Genomic DNA, 19,310 nt, shown 5'->3' with positions numbered 1-19,310 from the left:
ATTCCACCATCCGTTTCTAAATAAGCTGGAAATTCTGCACTTAGTGAAATAGTTGCAGAAACCACCAAAGCACAGATAAGCATAGTAAAAGTCAAGCGATTGGTAATTGATTCAGCTTTCCTAAGAATCGGCTCATCTGCTTGAACTTTGATATCGAAGTTAAACTCTCCTTTTCTAAGTTTTTTGAGAATATATCGAATTTCAGAAGGGAAATTATATAAAAGTCCTCCAAATTCGGTCAGTGTGTAGGAAAGTTCTGAATTGACATTTGCTACTGAATATTCCTCTGCCAAAATCTTGACACCATAAGGACGAATATACTCCAAACTTTGAAATTCTGGATGAAGCGTGTTACCAATTCCCTCCAAAATTACTAAAGCACGCAAAATCAAGAACACCACTCCGGGCATTTCTAAACGATAGGTATAAATTATTTTTTGTAATCTTTCTGTCAAGTCTGCCATTCCCATATCGCCAGCAGCATCCAAAACAACAAACTCCTCAATCAGTTCGTGCAAATCGTACTCAAAACTTCGCATGTCTTCAATCTCACTATCAATGGCGAGCTTTCGAAGATTAGCAGCCATTCCACGAGCATCTTGTTTGGCAAGATTGATAAACACTCCAGCAAAAGCAAATTTTTGATGAGTCATTAGTTTTCCTACCATTCCAAAATCTAACAGAACAATTTTTCCGTTAGGTTTTATCAAAATATTCCCAGGGTGAGGGTCGGCGTGAAAAAGTCCGTATTCGAAGATTTGAGTTAGGTAAATATCCATTCCCTTTTCAGCTATGCGTTTTGAGTCTAAACCCCAAGCTTCAAGCTGTGCAATGTCCGTAATTTTACAACCACTTACATATTCAATTACCAAAACTTTAGAAGTTGAAATATCTAAATAAGGCTTCGGAACATGAAAATCTTCTTTTTTGTCTCTATACATTTTTCTGAACTGTTCCATGTGCCTTGCTTCAGTCATGTAATCCAGTTCTTTCTGCATTGTCTTTTCAAATGCCGTAACTACTTCTAAAGGGTTTAGAATACCAGCCGAGATAAAAAAGTTTTCTGTAAGACGAACAAATTCAGAGAGTAAGGCAAGGTCAGTCTTTACTTTTGCACGCACATTAGGACGCTGAACTTTTACCACTACATCTTCTCCTGTATGTAGCCTAGCACGGTGTACTTGTCCAATAGAGGCTGCTCCAATCGGCACTTCATCAAAAAATTGGAAAAGTTCTTCTGTCGTTTGTCCAGTCTCTATAAAAATAATTTCTTTAGCAATTTCTGTATCGAAAGGCTGAACACTGCTCTGTAATTTTTTAAACTCTACAATCAAATCTTCAGGCACAAAGTCTGGACGATTACTAAGCACTTGAGCCAGCTTTACGAAGGTTGGTCCTAACTCTTCAATAACCATTCTGACACGTTCGGAACGAGTGGAATATACCATCAGTGCCTCACTTTCTCCTGCTTCATTACTTGTCCAAGTGAGTGTTGTGCGTGGTGGAATCAGTTTTTGAAGAGGTGTATTCATTACAATATCTTCAAAACCATATTTCAACAATACTTGAATAAGCTGTCTGAGGCGATTTATATTTTTAACGGTATTTTGAAAAAACATATAGACTGAATTGATAATTCATTAATGGACAATGGATAATTATTCTTAGAGTACTGGACATGATAAAAAAATTGTTGGTGTTGCTACACTAAAAGACCAACGAACGGTGGTTTTTCTCTGTTCTGTGAATCAATGATTTAATTATCAATTATCCATTTTAAATTTTCCATTGACTTACTTATATAAAATTACATATATAAAGCAGAAAAGCCAAATTCCAGTCTTTTTGTTATGGAAAGACAGAAATTTGGCTTTATTTATCAATAACTAATTGCTAAGGTGCAAAAAGGTAATGCAATTTGTAAATCACCTTTGATTATTTTGCAGCAGCAGCTTTAGCAGGGGCTTTCTTTACAGTTTTAGTAGCTTTTTTTTCGCTTTGCTCTACTTCACCTACGATACCAGCGTTAGCTTCTAATACTTTAACACGCTCAGTAAGTTCAGTAACTTCTTTGTTTGAAGCAAATTTGAAAGAACGAACTACTTTTTCTACGATAGAAGAAAGCTGTCCTTCGAATTCTTTTTTCTTTTCTTCAGTAGTGTCGAAAAACTCATCTACTAATTTTTTTCCTTCATCAGCAGAGATTTTGCGCTCATCAACTAATTTGTCAACTACTTCTTGTAATTTTTCAGCAGTCAATGAAACAACACCAACACCAGTATAAACGAGTTTCTTTAATAAATCTTCCATAAGACTAAAATTTAAAAGGTTTTTATTTGGAATAAAAAGTTATACAGCAAGTCAGTAATTTAAGTTTTAAATCGCTGAAACAAGTTCACTTTTTACACACACTAAAAAAGTTTTTTTGTTATGCTTGCATACCAATAACGATACAAAGTAACAATAAGTTGCACTAAAATCCAAGTTTTTTATTACAAAAACTGAATATTTCGTTCATTTCTATAAAAATGATACTTTTGTTTCAATTTTTTCAATAAAACAAGTATTTTTTTTACAAAAAACAAACCAACATTTATAAAATGACCATTAGTCATTTTCAGCCATCTATTCATTGCTTGTTGGATAGAAAGAGTAAGTGTATTCTGTCCAAGAAGATAGTTTAGGCTCGCTTGAGCTTTCCAATGTATTATACTCTTCTAATTTAACTAAATAATCGTTATTGTATGTTTTTTTCTGATGCCAAGTAAGTTTTCCACTTGAAAAATGCCTTATCTCAACTGTATAAGAATCTTTACCTAGCTTTTTATAAGTATAGGTTATAATAGTTTCTGTTTTCGTATCAATATGCGAAAGTGTTGCTTTAAGCACTTTTTTCTTTACTTTTCCTTTGAAGTCTCCTTCTTCGATATAAAAATATTCTTCTGTTTTTATATCAGCACTCTCATAATTATGACTTTTTTCAGAAAAATGTTCACTTCTATTGAGCAAAGAGTTTTTGTTGTAGATGGCGTGCATCTCATAAATCATTTCTGTTGCAGAATCAAGAAAATGTAATTCTTCTGCTAAGTTTCCATATTTATCATACGAATAACTAATATTCACTTTATTACTAGAACCATAGTTATCCATTTTATCAAATGTAGAATCATATCTTACTTCTTGAACTATCTTATCTTTATCAAATACAAAGTTCGATTTTACATACTGATAGAAACCCATTTTATCATAAATTTCAATTTTCTGATTTTTTGAAAGGTAAGAATAAGAGACAGTTCCATTAGCAAAACTTTCGCCATATACCCCTTCTAATTCTGTAATTCTTCCTAACGAATCATATTCTCGTTCTTCGCCAGCATGGTAAAGAAATTGTTCCCATTTTATCAAATTTCCAGCTTCATCAAAATTGTATTCTGAAAAATCTTCTCTTGTAGTATCTTGTTTATAGATACTATATTGAACGCCACTTATTTTTTTGACTTTTTTAGGAATAGGTTGGAATTTTTCTAAGACAAAATTATCTTGAGAAAAAACAGCAAAAGGCAATAGTAAAAGTATAAGGGGGGCAACTATGTATTTCATAAGTTTTTTCTAGTAAAAAATGTATTGATAATATATCCAACAGTCGTTTCAAAATCATTTACAAATTCATACAAGGCAATTTGACTGTAAAAATAGAGCCTTCGTGAGGCTCACTTTCTAAGTGAATCGTTCCCCCTAATTTTTTGATAGCATTCTGAACAATGTAAAGTCCTAGTCCACTTCCCTTGGCTTGGTCGCTGGCACGAATAAACATATCAAATATAGTGGATTGATATTTCTTTGGAATACCAATTCCATTATCTAAAAACTCCATTTCTACGCCTCTGCTAGTGTCTTTTACTGTAACCTGCACCAGTGCATTGTCTTGAAAACGCTTAGAATACTTAATACCATTCTCAATAAAGTTCTGAATAATAGTATAAAGTAAACTTTCGTCTGTGCAAAACTCTTTTTTTGTATTTATATGCACTCTAAAATCAATATTTTCATAGTTTTCATAGAAAGAAAATGTATTGATGATACTGTTTATGAGTTCTTCAAAATCTATGACCTTTGTATTTAATTTTCCTTGTTTGATAGAGGATACTTTGGTCAAATCCTTGATGAGTTCGCTTAATTTTTTGACAGAGGTTTCTATCATTGTTGTGTATTGCTGTACAGTAGCATCTCCACTTTTTTCTATTCTGAAAAGATTCAAAACACCTTCTACTGAACTAATCGGTCCTTTCAAATCGTGCGACGAACGGTAGAGCAGCTGTTCCATTTCTTTATTTACAGAAACAATCTCATTTTGTGCTACTTTCAACGAATTTATATCAGCAACTGCCAAAATTGTCCCTAAAGACTCTACTTGGTCAGACTTTATTGGATTGCTACTTATCCATGTCCATAATCCATCACCAGATTTTTTGCGAAGTTGTAATTCATACTGTTCAGGTTGTATTTTTACTCTCTTTTGAATTGTACTGTGCGACTCTTCATCTATTGTATCTGGAAAAAGTAATTTATCAATAGTTTTACCAAGTAATTCACCTTGTACATGCCCTAAAAGTTCTAATACTCGCTCATTGACATATACAATTTCATCTTTACCATTTAATACAATGATTCCTTCACGCATTGTATCTATAAGCGTTCTATATTTCTGTTCACTTTGTTTTATTTTTCTTTCAGAACGTTTGCGCTCGCTAATATCACGTATCACAACAGCAATAGAAGTAGTCTCTTGAGTTTCGTTGAGCTTTATGGGAAAGAAAGAAACAGCTACATCTAATGGCATGTATTTTCTTCTATTGATAATTCGAAGTTCGGTTTCCCAAGACTCATACCTAGCAAACTGCAATACTTCTGTTCTTATTTTTTCTTGAGAAGAACGTGTAAAATATTCTAAAATACTTGTACCTATTACATCCTCTCTATTTTTTTTGTTGTATAGATTTTCTTCATCTACACCTAATAAGGTTTTGCCAGCTTCGTTTATAAATTTTATATTTCCGTCCTTATCTGTCAGTCCAATAAATTCATGACTACTTCCGATGAGCGAAATAAGTCTCTGATTTTCTTCTTTTGCAATTTTTTCTTGCGTTATATCTCTTGCCACTCCCAAAAACCCTATCAGATTACCCAAATTATCAAATTGTGGATTGATACGTTCTTCTAGCCACAAATATTTTTTTTCTGTGTGGTGTAAAATTCTGAATATTCTAGATATTTTAGTTTGTTTCCATATCGCTTCTTGTGTAGTTTCTAATACCTGCCTTCTATCTTTTGGATGAATAACACGCATCCAAGGAATAAATCCTTCATCAAAAAAATCAAGAGGGTAATTGAGAACGGACTGCAAGTGTTCGCTTACAAATGTGAGTTGATATGTGCCATTATTGGGGTCTATACCTACTGCATATACAATTTCATCAATATTATTGAGTAGTTGTTTATATTCTTGTCTATTTTTTACTATAGCTTCCTCATTTCGCTTTTGTTCTGTAACATTTCTAACAATCATCAAGACTTCTCCTCTCGTGCTGAGGTTCATACGAGCTTCCAAATGAATCAAGCCTTCATCTTTTGTAAGATGGTTGTATTGGATAGATTGTGGTTTTTTTGTCAGTAGCGTTTTCTGAATAGTTTGTTCTACTTTTCCAGAAACCATCAGTAGAAAAACATCTCCTATTTTCTTGCCCACAGGGTTTTGCAAATGATAGTAGTCTTGTTGGTCTGCTTTGTAATCCAAAATAGTTCCATCTTCTGAGAGTAAAAACATTTGGTCTGGAATAGTATCTAGTAAAACTTTGTTTTTAGCTTCACTTTGGCTCAACTGTTCTTGATTTTGTTTTGCTTTTGTAATGTCTGAAGCAATGAGAGCAAACCCTGTTACCTCGTCGTCTGTCATCATAGGAGCTATTCTGATGCTTAGCCATGTGGTACGAGATTGAGTATTAAAATTATAAATCAGACTTTCAAAACGTCCTATATTTTTAGTTTCATATACTTGTTCGAATATTTTTTTGAGTTGTCCTCTTTCATTAGGTGTAATGATGCCATAAACATTTCTACCCATCATTTCTGAAATAGAAGTTTCCTTCGGAGTACGGTTGATGTACTGTATATTACCATCTAAATCTACGTGCAATACATAATCAGGCGCAAATTTGATAAGAGAACGCCATTTGCCTTCATTATGACGACTCTTTGTAATGTCTGTAAACTGAAGTAGATAATGTTTTTGTTGGGCTATTTGCATCATCTGAACAGCCATCTTGACCCAAAAGAACTTTCCTTGCTCCTTGCGTCTCATCTTTATCTCAAATGTTCGTACAACTCTTCTTCTACGTGTACGGTTTCGAATTTGAGATAGGTCGCTACTACCAATAAGCATATTGATAGACTGCCCTATAATTTCTTCTCTATCATATTTGAATGATTTAAGAAATGGCTCATTGGCTACCTCTATTTCATTATCTGTGGCAGAAAAAATTAGTGTAGGGGAAGGGAGTAATTCTGCACATTTATAAATTAGAGCATCATTTGTTGAGCTTGAAGTAGAATCAGTGGTACTTTCGCTAGGTTGTCCTAGATTTATTTTGGTTAGCATTCCTGCTGTACCGACAAGTTTACTTCCTTTTTTGAGAGCCGTAATTTGAAGACGATAAAACTTTTCTTTATAATTTATAATTGAGTAAAACTCTTCTCCTAAAAGCACATCAGCGTGCGACTGCGCCGAAAAAACCCACTCATTGCCTTTTTCTTCTTCTAATACCCAAACTGTTTTTTGAATAATTTTAGTGGTATCAATTTCAAACTCCTCTGTCAATGCTCCCATAATATTCTCCACTACAAGCTCAGCATTTGTTTGCCAAACCAAAACAGGTAAATGCGACAACCATGCATACGGACTATTATCTGAATGAGCTAATTTAGGGTCTGAAAGTGGATTAAATTCTGGTCTTTCCATAAAAGTTATTTACTGCACCTATCTAAAATTATGAAGACTAAACTCAAATTACGTAAAAAAATTAGTATTAGAAATTTTCTGACCTTATAATTATAGTATTTTCATTTGAGTTAGATACCTTATTTTAATTTTATAGTTATTTTTATCTTCAAAAATACAAACTATTCGTACTTTTGATATATGCCAAAATTTTTAACAGGAAATGCTCTCAATCATAAGGTAGGAGAAATTATAGAAAAAGCTGAGAAAAGATTAATTCTTATTTCACCTTATATTCGTTTGCACTCATTTTATAAAAAACTTTTACAAGTAAAACTCATCAATCCTAATCTTGAAATTATTGTAGTGTTTGCCAAGAGTGGGAAAAATCCAATTAAAAATATTGCTGTCAGAGATGTTGAGTTTTTTAAACAATTTACCAATATCGAACTTCGAATTGAATCCAAACTCAATGCAAAATACTACGCCAACGAAAAAGAATCTATTCTAACCTCTATGGATTTGTACGACTACTCTCAAGAAAATCATATTGAAGCTGGCGTGTTGAGTAGCTCTCATGTTTTTAATAATATTTTGGGAGATTCCTTTGATATTCAAGCCTACGACCATTTTCTTACGGTGGTAGCTAAAAGTGAAATTATCTACAAAGCCGTTCCAGAATACTCCTATAATTTGCTTGGGCAAAAAAAATTTAAGGGAGTACATGTTGAAATAGATTTGATTCCTTTTGAGTAAAATGTATAGCTTTTCTGTCGTTATTTATGTATTGCCCAACAAGAATAAAAAATATCTTAGTCGAAAAACTATCTTTCCAAGAGTATTTTTTCAAAAAAAAATGCGTATTTTAGAATATTAGAGCAAAATTTCACAGTTTTGCATTCAAAAAATTAGTTGTATATTTTTCTATTACAACTTCTATCCTAACAACCAATAAGCCAACTCATCATTTTTCAATAGTATAGATTATGAATCCATTAGAAAGAGCCTTAAAAGCTGAACAGGAAGCTAAAGCTAAATCAGAAAAAGAAGAAAGCAAAGAAGAAGAGCAACAAGAAAAAAACAAAGACACAACAAGTAAAAAATCTGTCAGTCCGTTGGACATGGTTTTTGATAATGATGATGAAAATAAAACCAATAAAGATATAGAGGAAAAGACTACTTCTAAAAAAGCATCTAGTCCTTTAGATATGATTTTTGAAGAAGAGAAAGAAAGCACTCCCCAAAAAGCAAAAAATCCTTTAGATATGGCTTTTGATGATGAAGAGCCAAAAAATGACAGTATAAAAACTGAAGATTTAGAAGATGAAACTGCTACTTTTTCTAGTCCTTTAGACAGAGAAGATACTTTTTCGATAGAAGAGATGAATAGCCTAAGAGAAGAATTAGAGGAAATGCACAAAGAGTTGGAAGAAGAGAAAATAGAGATAGAAATCGAACTAGAAGGAAAAGAAATAGACAAAGACGACGACTTTTTTAGAAATATAGAGTTTTCACAAGATTTGCCTAAGCCTAAGGTTTATCTCAATGGTTTTTCTAAAAACCTCAATTCAAAAGAAAAAGAAGAAACTTCATCTTTGCAAGATAAAATTGATTCCATCCAAAAAGAATTGGAAATGGAAGCACAAACAATAGAAAACAATTTGTTAGAAGATAAAGACCACAAAACACAATTACTTACAGAAGAAGTGAACAACACAGAAGAACAAATCACAGTAGAGGCTACTCTTGAACAAAAAGTTGAAGAAAATAGCCTCACAAAAGAAAACAAAGATGCAGAAATCAGAAAAACCTATTCAGAGGAAGAAATGATTTTTGACAGAACAGATATTTCAGATGAACAACTTATCCATTTGTATAAAACTCTTTTGAAACCTCGTTTGATTGAAGACAGAATGCTCATTGCGCTCCGACAAGGTAAAATCACAAAGTGGTTTTCTGGATATGGACAAGAAGCTATCTCAGTAGGCGTTGCAGAAGCCATACAAACAGACGAATATTTGTTACCACTCCATAGAAACTTAGGACTTTTTACATCTCGTAAAATAGGTCTTAAAAAGCTTTTTGCACAGTTTCAAGGAAAAAAAGAAGGTTTTACGAAGGGTAGAGATAGGTCATTCCACTTCGGAACAAATGAACATCATATTGTTGGAATGATTTCCCACCTTGGCCCTCAACTGGCTGTTGCCAATGGTATTGCACTTGCTGATATTTTAGAAAGCAAAAAGCGAATCACAGTTACTTTCACTGGTGATGGTGGTACTTCACAAGGAGATTTTCACGAAGCATTAAATGTTGCCGCCGTATGGGATTTGCCTACTATTTTTGTGATAGAAAATAATGGATACGGACTTTCTACACCAAGCCACGAGCAGTTTCGTTGTAAGCAATTTATAGATAAAGGGATTGGTTATGGGATGAAAGCCGTACAAGTAGATGGAAATAATATTTTGGAAGTGTATTCGACAGTAAAAAAATTGGCAGAGGAAATGAGAGAAAATCCGAAGCCTGTTCTACTAGAAATGATTACTTTCCGTATGCGTGGACACGAAGAAGCATCTGGAACAAAATATGTTCCGAAAGAACTCTTTGAAGTGTGGGAGAAAAAAGACCCTGTAACAAATTATGAAAAGTTCTTGATAGAAAATAATATTCTGACAGAAGAACAAACACAAGAAATTAGAAAAGAATATTTTGAGGATATAAAAGATGCCTTAGATGCAGCTTTAGAACTTCCTCAAATTGAGCCGAACACAGAAGAAGAAGTTACAGACATGTATGCTTCTCATCAGCAAGAACTCATTGCACCTATTAGCAGTAATCAAACGCAAAAACGTTTAGTCGATGCTGTTTCAGATGCTCTGCGTCAGAGTATGGAGCGTTATCCAAAAATGACTATAATGGGGCAAGATGTAGCAGATTATGGAGGAGTTTTCAAAATTACAGAGGGTTTTGTAGAACAGTTTGGAAAAGAGCGTATCAGAAACACACCACTTTGCGAATCTGCCATTGTGGGGGCAAGTCTTGGACTTTCTATTCGTGGTTGGAAAGCTGTGATGGAAATGCAGTTTGCTGACTTTGTAACCTGTGGTTTTAATCAAATCATTAACAACCTAGCCAAATCGCATTACCGTTGGGGACAAAACGCAGATGTGGTGGTGCGTATGCCAACTGGTGCAGGCGTAGCAGCAGGTCCTTTCCACTCACAATCTAATGAGGCTTGGTTTGCACACACACCAGGATTAAAGGTAGTTTATCCTTCTTCACCTTACGACGCAAAAGGCTTGTTGAATGCTTCCATTGAAGACCCTAACCCAGTTATTTTCTTCGAACACAAGGCTTTGTACCGTTCTATTTCAGAAGAAATTTATGATGATTATTACACGCTTCCTATTGGGAAAGCTGCTACTGTTGCAGAAGGAGAAGATGTCAGTATTATCACCTATGGAATGGGCGTACATTGGGCAAAGAAAGCAGCAGAAGAATTAGGCGAAAATCATTCTTTAGAAATCACTGATTTAAGAACACTTTTGCCTTGGGACAAGGAAGCTGTAAGCGAAACAGTTAAGAAAACAGGAAAAGTAATCATTCTGCACGAAGACTGCCTCACAGGTGGAATAGGTGGAGAGATTTCAGCGTGGATTGCAGAACATCTTTTTACTAACCTTGATGCACCAATTATGCGTGAAGGAAGTCTTGATACGGCTGTTCCGTTTAGTGCAGACCTAGAGAAAAACTTCTTACCTTATAACCGTTTCTTAGAAAAACTTAGAACGCTGTTGCAGTATTAGGTTATCAGAATTATAATAATAAAAACCGTTATACTGACTCATAACCTTTCAGTATGACGGTTTTTAGTTAGATAAAATTAGATTTAGGAAACATGAGATTTATTATAATATCTGTGCTAATAATATTGGCTACTGCCTGTAACAAAAATAAGGAAGAAAAAATAAAGAATAATCATATAAACTATTCTAGTTATTCTAATGAAAATATTTCATTCGCATATGATATTTTAGATACTGTTAGGTATATTTCACACTATGATAGTGTTCCACAGCATGCAATGAAAATAAAATGTATTATTACCAATAACTCAGATACAACTATTTCATATCTAGGTAGAACTTGTGGTGAAATTGTTTATTCTCTTGAAATTATTCCTAGTAGCTATAAAGTGGATAAGGATTTTCATTGTAATGCTTCATGGTATTCATTATCAAACTTAAAAGCAAAAGAAAGTTTTGATTTTGAAACAACTATAGTAAGTGAAGGAGATTCTATAAATTTACAAAAAGTAGGTATAATGTTCATAAAAACCGTAAAAGGATTTCCACACGACACTCTTAGAAATAGTACTGACCAAGACGCCCTTCTTGACCAAATTATCATTGGAGGAAAAAATAGCGTTAATCAAAAAAATATAATATGGAGCTCAAATTAAGCTGAACACAGTATTAGCGAGAAATAATTTTAGCTCTCCTATCAAAGTGAGTAAATATAAAAATAGCTATCACTCATCTTTATATATTTTATGTGATTAGTTTAAACTATAAAAGAGTAAAAAGAAGAGAGAAGATTTTTCTACAATAGATCTGATTCTGTCTGAAGAAAATAAATTGTAACTGTATTTGAATAAGAATATAACTTTGCAATCACGAAAAATATACTAAGTAAGACGATATTTTACTATCTATCTTAAATATCTAAAGTCTTGACTTGATGTTATTAAACATAACTACCTCTTCAAGAGTTATTACTTTGACTGACGAAATGACAGAGCAATCAATTTTCTAAACATGACAATATAGAAAGCACTATATTTGTACACTCTTAGAAATATAAAGCTAATTCATTTTAGTTTGGGAAAGAATCCAACTATATTTTTATATAATTATTCATTTTTTACAAAGAAATTTAATATTATGGCAGCTATTGAAGCAACTCAAGCAACTTTTAAAGAGCTTATTAATACGGATCAACCTGTATTAGTTGATTTTTGGGCAGAGTGGTGTGGTCCTTGTCAGATGATGACACCTATCGTAAATGAGCTTTCAAAAGACTTTGCAGGCAAAGCAAAAATTGCAAAGGTAGATGTAGATTCTAATTCAGAACTTACTGTAGAGTTTGGTGTACGCAATATTCCTACTATTCTTATCTTCAAAAATGGAGAAGTAGTAGAGAAAATCGTGGGAACAACTACTAAAAAAGAACTTGAGGACCGTATTGGTAAACTTGTATAGTTCTAAAAAACCTTTCTAAATAAAAACTCTGTTTTCAAAGTTTGAAAACAGAGTTTTTTTATGCTAAAGTTTATTTGGAATAAAGATAAAAGTATTTGACTTTCTATAAATCTGCATCTAAAATGTTATCATCTTTTATGTACGTTTCTCTCTCTTGCTTGTTCCAAATATTTTTAAGAATGGTGTAGAACGTCCAACAGCCTGCAATTCCAAAGACAAGACCTATCAAAGCAATAGCAATATCATTTTCCATAAGTTCATAATATTGAGGAAGAAACAAGTCAATAATTAGAAATACGATTATTCCTCCTATGAATGTTCCCACATAATAAGAGAGAACACCTAAAAAAGCAAAGAGCCATTGCAAAGATGTAGATTTACCAGCTTTTTTAGCAAGGTTATAGAAGGCTTTCCCCAAAAAGTAGATAAGAAAAATTCCTATTATCATAATATTATAAACTTTAGAGTGTATTTTACTTCATTTTTTCCAATTCTTGTGCTACTAGCGCACTAGCTACTTTAGGGTCTGCTTTTCCTTTAGATTTTTTCATGACCTGTCCCATAAACATCCCCAAAAGTCCTGTTTTTCCACCATTGTATTCTTCTACTTTATCTGGAAACTGATTCAAAACTTCCTTTACGATAGGTAAAATAGAATCTTCATCACTACTCTGAATCATATCTAATTCTTTTGCCTTTTCTTCTGGCGACTTGCTTGTATCTTCAATAAGCGCAGGGAAAAGTTTTTGAGCAGCCAACGCAAAACTCACTTTATTTGCATCTACAAGAGCAATCAGTTCTACCATTTTATCTGTACTCATCTTTGAAGAAAAATCAGTAAAAGAAAGTTTGTTTTCATTCAAATAGGATTTGACAATATTGGTAATCCAATTAGAAGCAGCCTTATAATTATCTGTTTTTTGGCAAAGCTCATCGAAATAGAGAGCCGTCTCTTTATCATCAATCAGAATGTTTGTATCATATTCAGAAAGCTGATACGTTTTCATAAAACGCTCTTTTAATTCACGTGGAAGTGCAGGGAGCGATTTTTTAACCGTTTCTAAATATTCTTCTGTAACCACCAAAGGCTGTAAATCTGGTTCTGGAAAATAGCGATAGTCATTTAGTGTTTCTTTTGTACGAAGGCTGTACGTAATTCCTGTATTGGCATCAAACATACGAGTTTCTCCGTCTATTTTGCCTCCATTTTCATAAATTTCTATTTGTCTTACAGTTTCAAAATCAATCGCTCTCTGAACATTTCTAAATGAGTTCATGTTTTTGACTTCCACACGAGTGCGATACGTTTCTTCTCCTTTCAAGCGCACAGAAATATTGGCATCACAACGCATAGAACCCTCTTCCATGTTACCATCACAAATTTCTAAGTAGCGTAACAAACGACGAATTTCTTGCAAGTAATAATATGCTTCTTCACTAGCACGCAAGCACGGCTCTGAAACAATTTCTATTAGAGGAACACCAGCACGGTTCAAATCTACTAACGTATCTACTTCGGCAGCAAGGTGCATCGATTTTCCTGCATCTTCTTCCATGTGAATACGTGTGAGTTCTAGTTTTTTCTCTTCTCCACTTGGCAATGTAATCGTAACGAAACCTCCTCTACAAATAGGCGTTTTGTCTTGTGTAATCTGATAGCCTTTTGGCAAATCAGGATAAAAATAATTTTTTCTATCAAAAATATTGTACTCTGTAATTTGACTATCACAAGCTACTCCCATTTTGATTGCATACTCCAATACTTTTTTATTGCATTTTGGAAGCGTTCCAGGGTGAGCAAGCGTAATTACACTTACATTCGTATTTGGCAGACTGCCATATTCGTTAGGGTCAGAAGAATAGGCTTTTGTTTGGGTTAGAAGTTGGGCGTGAACTTCAAGTCCAATTACTACCTCATATTTTTCAAAATATTTATCTAATTTTTCTTGTACTTCTTGTAAACTCATTGTAGAACTTATATTGAAACGTATATTTTTATAGCAAAACTAAGATGCAAAGATAGTTTTTTTCTGTGTAAATTTATAGAATAAGAAGAAATACTATTTTTATCTAAACTTTAAATATATGAACTTAGAATGGTCAGATTTTTCGATTGACTTTACACACTTTGATTCTCTACAACTACTAGAGAGTTGGAAATGGCTTGTAGGAGAACAGAAAAAAGTAATTTTAATTACAAGTATCGGAGACTTGTTTTACACAGATGAAAAAGACAGAGTTTATTGGCTTATGACAGGACAAGGAGAATCTAAAAAAATAGCAGATTCATTACAAGAATTTGAAGCAGAGCTAAATAGTGAAAAAATATTTGAAGAATGGTTTTTACCTAACCTATTAAAAGAAATTCATCAAAACCAGCCCAAACTTACAAAAGGATTTCTTTATGGATACAAAAAAATACCAACATTAGGAGGAGAATATGAAGCTCAAAACTATGAAATAACAGATATAGAAGTTCATTTTACTATTTGCGGGCAACTTCAAGAAAAAGTCCAAAAGTTATCCAACGGAGTTATCATAAACTCTATTGAGTTGAAATCAAAATAAACAAAGTTGTTTTTTCTGTTGAAATATCTTATTCTTTTTTTTGCTCTGTTTTCTCTGCTTCAAAAAGTTTTTCAAAAAATTCTTTAGATTTGTTTCCTTCATAATGAAATGCCAAGCAGGTTATGACAGAAATAAGAATTGCCATCAGAATAGGCATGAAAAAAATTAGGCTTGTAAAAGATTGATTTTCTGGCTCTTGAAATAAAGTCAAACCAACTATCGAACCTACTCCTGTCATAAAGAAAAGCCAGATTATCAAAAATACTATGACAAAAGTGTGTAGTCTCATTTTAATATGAATAAGTGTATATTCTGTTTGGTCTTCTATTTCTCCCTTTATTTGTGGTAAAAAAGAGTTGCGATACCCAATAATTCGATTGATTTTAAAATTATTTGGCTGTATTTCTCCTTCATAGGCTTTATATTTTTTGTTAGAAGCCAAAAATCCCCTCATTCTAAACATCTGCTTAGGTTCGGTTTCTTGTTGTATTCGTCTAACTATTTCTTCTTTTGAAAGATGTGTTTTGTAAGTTAAGTTTTCGTAGGGCAGTAGAGTCATAGGTAAATTTAATTTTTATTGAAGTTCTGATTTCTTTAAGGTACAAAATCAATCATTATTTTTTACCTTTAACTCCAGTAAAATATTGCCAACTATTTATCAACAAACACAATGAAACAACTCATAGAATGCGTTCCTAATTTTTCAGAAGGTCGCAATATGAATATTATCAAACAGATTACAAACGAAATTGAAAGTGTAGAAGGTGTTTCTCTTCTTGATGTCGATCCTGGGAAAGCTACCAACAGAACCGTAGTTACCTTTGTAGGTGAGCCAGAGCCTGTTTTGGAAGCTGCTTTTTTAGCCATGAAAAAAGCTAAAGAACTTATAGATATGAGCAAACATACAGGAGAACATCCTCGTTTTGGAGCAACTGATGTTTGTCCACTCATTCCTATTGCCAATATTTCTATGGAAGAAGTTGCAAAACTTGCTCATAAACTAGCTAAAAGAGTAGGCACAGAATTGGATTATCCTGTTTACTTATATGAAAACGCTGCCACAAAGAAAGAACGTAAAAATTTGGCTTTTGTCAGAATGGGAGAATATGAAGGCTTAAAAGAACGTATCAAAACAGAAAAACCAGATTATGGAAAATCTGAATTCAGACCCAAAACAGGAGCAACAGCTATTAGTGCAAGAGATTTTTTGATTGCAGTCAATTTTAACCTAAACACAACTTCTGCAAGGCGTGCCAACTCTGTTGCTTTTGATGTTCGTGAAGCAGGAAGAGTATTGAGAGAAGGAAATCCGATTACTGGAAAAATAAAAACAGATGAAAATGGTGAACCTTTAAGACAACAAGGAACGTGTAAAGGCACAAAAGGAATTGGCTGGTATATCGAAGAATATGGCATTGCACAGGTTTCTATGAATATTACTGATGTGAGAGCAACCCCTCTACATACAGCCTTTGAAGAAACAAGAAAAAGTGCAGATTCTCGTGGAATGCGAGTAACAGGAACTGAAATAGTAGGTTTAGTGCCTTTAGAAATGATGACTTCGGCAGGGAGATATTTTTTAGAACAGCAACAACGCTCTACTGGCGTTTCAGAGGCAGAACTTATCAAAATCGCCATCAAATCTATGGGTTTGGATGATTTAAAACCCTTCTATCCACAAGAAAAAATCATTGAGTATAAAATTGCAGATACGTCTAACACGCCATTACTTCAAAAAAACTTAACTGAATTTGCAGAAGAAACAGCCTCTGAATCGCCAGCACCAGGAGGAGGCTCTATTTCTGCTTATGTAGGAAGTTTGGGAGCTGCTTTGGGAACGATGGTAGCTAACCTTTCTTCACACAAACGAGGTTGGGACAAACGTTGGAAAGAATTTTCAGAGTTAGCAGAAGAAGGGCAAAACTACAAAAATCAGCTTTTGGCTCTAGTAGATGAAGATACAAATGCTTTCAATGCCATTATGGATGCTTTTGGTATGCCAAAGGAAAACGAAGCAGAAATTGAAGCAAGAACACAAGCTATTGCTGATGCTACTAAAAATGCCATTGAAGTTCCTCTAAAAGTGATGGAAATTTGCGCTTCTACGTTTGAGTGGTTAGAAAAATTAGCTAAGACAGGAAATCCAAACTCTGCCTCAGATACAGGTGTAGGTGCGCTTTGTCTGCGTGCTGCACTTCGTGGTGCATATCTAAATGTAAAAATCAATATTGCTTCTTATAATGATGAAGTATTTGTTGAAAATGTCCTAACAAAGGCTAAAGAATATTATACAATAGCCAAAGAGGGAGAAAAGAAAGTTCTAAAAATTGTGGAGAAAGCAATAGAAGAGATGTAGCTAAAGAAAATTCTCGTTGAGGGTTAAACTATAACCTTCAACGAGTTTTTTTATATGAAAATCTTCTAAATCTCACATACCCACTAAAACAATAGTTTTAAATACTACTTTTTAAAAAACTTTAAACTATCACTTCAAAACTGAGTTAAGAAAAGACACAACACATTTTTTAGACTAAATATTTTTCTTGTAATGACATTTTTTACTCACTACAAAACACATTTTTTTGTACGATTATCTCTGTTTGTTTTATTTTCTATTCTCTCAATTTTCACTTTTGCTCAAAACGATAGTACCGAAAATACGGCTTCTAATAAAGATGAGCTTCCTGATAAAAAATTTGTAGTCGATACACTTTTAGATACAGATGATGAACGCTCTTTTATAGGGGAACACAATGATTATTATTTCAACCTAAAACAACTAAATAAAGGACTGTCAACTTCAGAAGAGTTTATTAATCTTCAAACTCCACAGGCAGCCATGGAGCATTTTATCTTGGCTTGTCAAGAAAAGAAATATGAATTGGCTGCTCATGCACTCAATTTTAACTTATTACCACAAAAAATACGTTCAGAAAAGGCAGCTACTCTTGCAGAAAAGTTGTACTATGTCATAGACAAACGAGTTAGCATTAACTGGGACGACCTTCCTGACCGACCTGACGGACAAATCAATCAAGCAGGAGCTGGGAATAAATCTATTTCTGGAAAAGCTCAAAAAAGTATTCGTTTTGGTTCACTTCCGTTAAATGGGCGTTCTATACCTTTGCGTTTGGATAGAGTAAAAATAAAGGACAAAGCTCCTGTATGGGTCATTTCTGCAAATACTGTCGAAAATATTGAGCTTTTGTACGAACAGTATGCACCTTCTAAGTTAGACCGTCTCGTTCCAGAATGGGGAGAGTTTGAAATCTTAGGCATTCAAGCCTGGAAAATGTTGGGCATGATTATTTTTGGCTTGGCTTGTTATTTATTAGGAAGACTCATTGCATTTGCTATAAATAAATTAGTAAAACTTTATGATAAACATTGGGTAGATGAGATTGGTGACAAAATAGCTCCTCCTGTTTCTTTAGCAGTAGGTGTGCTTGTTTTTTATTTCATAATGAACAATTTTCTTTCTATTTCTGGCTCACTGTCGCCTATTTTTTATGCGATAATGCTTGTAGTCGTCATTGGTTCTTTTACGTGGCTCATACTTCGTGTAGTAGAATATATTATTGATAGAATTTCAGAAACACAAGTAGGAGATATTTCAGACGAAGAAAATTTAGAATCTAGGCGTTATCTTACTCACATTTCAGTAGCTCGTAGAGTTTTTACGTTTGTGGTTATTGCGATAGGCATCGGCTTAGTTCTTTCACAATTTGAATCTTTACAAAACCTTGGTATTTCGCTGATGGCATCGGCAGGAGTAGCGACAGTTGTTTTAGGACTTGCAGCACAAAGTACACTCGGAAATATTATTGCAGGAATGCAGATTGCTATTACAAAACCAGCTAGAATTGGAGATACTATTTATTTTGAAAATCAGTATGGAACAGTAGAAGATATTCGTTTTACGTATCTGATTATCAAAACGTGGGATGAGAGAAGAGTCATTGTTCCCCTAAAACATTTTATCACAGAGCCTTTCGAAAACTGGTCTATGAACGACCCACATCTTATGAAACCAATAATGATTTACGCAGACTTTCATATTGATGTAGAAAAAGTACGACAAAAATTTTCAGAACTCTTGAAAGCATCAGATAATTATGATGAAGCAAAACCACCAAAATTACAAGTTATTGGAAGCTCAAAAGAAGGAATTGAGATGAGAGCTTTATGTAGTGCAAAAGACCCTTCAACAGCGTGGATTCTGCATTGTGATATTCGTGAGAAAATATTAAAATATGTTGCTGAATTAGAAAATGGTATCTATCTTTCAAAAGAAAGAGTCTTGCTTCAAAAATATGAAAATAACAGTTCTAGTAACAGTAAAAGCAAAGAAGTAAATCCAAAAAGTGATGAAGATGGAGTATTGACTAAAGACAGAAAAGAGTTTGAAGACTAAAACAGTTAATTAAGTAATCATATCCTACAATTTTGTTACTTTTGAATGTTAGTGCAATTTTCTAAAAAGC

14 protein-coding genes are annotated in these 19,310 nt (G+C 33.6%); 7 read left to right on the top strand and 7 right to left on the bottom strand.

The genetic code is table 11. The annotated features are described in order from the left end of the window. From QZ659_RS10390 to QZ659_RS10375, 4 genes are all read right to left on the bottom strand, one after another. On the bottom strand, positions 1-1,619 hold a 1,619-nt coding region (locus QZ659_RS10390; protein ID WP_291725736.1), incomplete at its 3' end, for an ABC1 kinase family protein. Positions 1,620-1,935: 316 nt separating this feature from the next. Then, entirely contained in the window at positions 1,936-2,310 is a 375-nt protein-coding gene (locus QZ659_RS10385; RefSeq protein WP_366935861.1) for a phasin family protein, read from the bottom strand. Between the two features lie 315 nt (positions 2,311-2,625). Further along, positions 2,626-3,600 (bottom strand): hypothetical protein, encoded by a 975-nt coding sequence (locus QZ659_RS10380; protein WP_291725734.1) that lies wholly within the window; start codon positions 3,598-3,600, stop codon positions 2,626-2,628. 58 nt (positions 3,601-3,658) lie between these two features. After that, positions 3,659-7,015 (bottom strand): PAS domain S-box protein, encoded by a 3,357-nt coding sequence (locus tag QZ659_RS10375; protein WP_291725732.1) that lies wholly within the window; start codon positions 7,013-7,015, stop codon positions 3,659-3,661. Positions 7,016-7,195: 180 nt separating this feature from the next. Between QZ659_RS10375 and QZ659_RS10370 the strand changes: the two genes are divergently transcribed. From QZ659_RS10370 to trxA, 4 genes are all read left to right on the top strand, one after another. Beyond that, complete coding sequence (locus tag QZ659_RS10370) at positions 7,196-7,750, top strand: hypothetical protein (RefSeq protein ID WP_291725730.1); 555 nt, start codon at positions 7,196-7,198, stop codon at positions 7,748-7,750. A 1,070-nt stretch (positions 7,751-8,820) separates the two neighbouring features. Beyond that, positions 8,821-10,803 (top strand): dehydrogenase E1 component subunit alpha/beta, encoded by a 1,983-nt coding sequence (locus QZ659_RS10365; RefSeq protein ID WP_291725738.1) that lies wholly within the window; start codon positions 8,821-8,823, stop codon positions 10,801-10,803. Between the two features lie 92 nt (positions 10,804-10,895). Next, a complete protein-coding gene (locus tag QZ659_RS10360; RefSeq protein WP_291725728.1) occupies positions 10,896-11,459 on the top strand; it encodes a hypothetical protein in 564 nt (187 codons plus the stop codon). Between the two features lie 481 nt (positions 11,460-11,940). Continuing rightward, complete coding sequence (gene trxA, locus QZ659_RS10355) at positions 11,941-12,258, top strand: thioredoxin (protein WP_291725726.1); 318 nt, start codon at positions 11,941-11,943, stop codon at positions 12,256-12,258. Between the two features lie 103 nt (positions 12,259-12,361). Here trxA and QZ659_RS10350 read toward each other — a convergent pair whose 3' ends face one another. Both QZ659_RS10350 and gatB read right to left on the bottom strand, forming a co-directional pair. Next, positions 12,362-12,706 carry a hypothetical protein gene (locus QZ659_RS10350; protein ID WP_291725724.1) on the bottom strand — a complete coding sequence of 115 codons (345 nt, stop codon included), beginning with the start codon at positions 12,704-12,706 and terminating at the stop codon, positions 12,362-12,364. A gap of 25 nt (positions 12,707-12,731) precedes the next feature. Beyond that, complete coding sequence (gatB, locus tag QZ659_RS10345) at positions 12,732-14,225, bottom strand: Asp-tRNA(Asn)/Glu-tRNA(Gln) amidotransferase subunit GatB (RefSeq protein ID WP_291725722.1); 1,494 nt, start codon at positions 14,223-14,225, stop codon at positions 12,732-12,734. Positions 14,226-14,343: 118 nt separating this feature from the next. Between gatB and QZ659_RS10340 the strand changes: the two genes are divergently transcribed. After that, positions 14,344-14,826: a T6SS immunity protein Tdi1 domain-containing protein gene (locus tag QZ659_RS10340; protein WP_291725720.1), complete on the top strand. Its 483-nt coding sequence runs from the start codon at positions 14,344-14,346 to the stop codon at positions 14,824-14,826. A 28-nt stretch (positions 14,827-14,854) separates the two neighbouring features. Here the strand turns inward: QZ659_RS10340 and QZ659_RS10335 are convergent, their stop codons facing one another. Continuing rightward, the gene (locus QZ659_RS10335) at positions 14,855-15,385 is read right to left on the bottom strand and encodes a hypothetical protein (RefSeq protein ID WP_291725718.1); all 531 of its coding nucleotides are present in this window, start codon (positions 15,383-15,385) and stop codon (positions 14,855-14,857) included. 111 nt (positions 15,386-15,496) lie between these two features. Between QZ659_RS10335 and ftcD the strand changes: the two genes are divergently transcribed. Then, complete coding sequence (gene ftcD, locus QZ659_RS10330) at positions 15,497-17,182, top strand: glutamate formimidoyltransferase (RefSeq protein WP_291725716.1); 1,686 nt, start codon at positions 15,497-15,499, stop codon at positions 17,180-17,182. Positions 17,183-17,374: 192 nt separating this feature from the next. Continuing rightward, on the top strand, positions 17,375-19,240 hold the full coding sequence (locus QZ659_RS10325; RefSeq protein ID WP_291725714.1) for a mechanosensitive ion channel family protein: 1,866 nt from the start codon (positions 17,375-17,377) through the stop codon (positions 19,238-19,240). Positions 19,241-19,310: the final 70 nt, after the last annotated feature.

The sequence above is a fragment of the Bernardetia sp. genome (genome assembly GCF_020630935.1).
In the GTDB taxonomy this organism is placed as follows: Bacteria; Bacteroidota; Bacteroidia; order Cytophagales; family Bernardetiaceae; genus Bernardetia.
The sequence above is the reverse complement of the archived record's forward strand: the minus strand, read 5'-3'. Positions and strand labels throughout refer to the sequence as shown.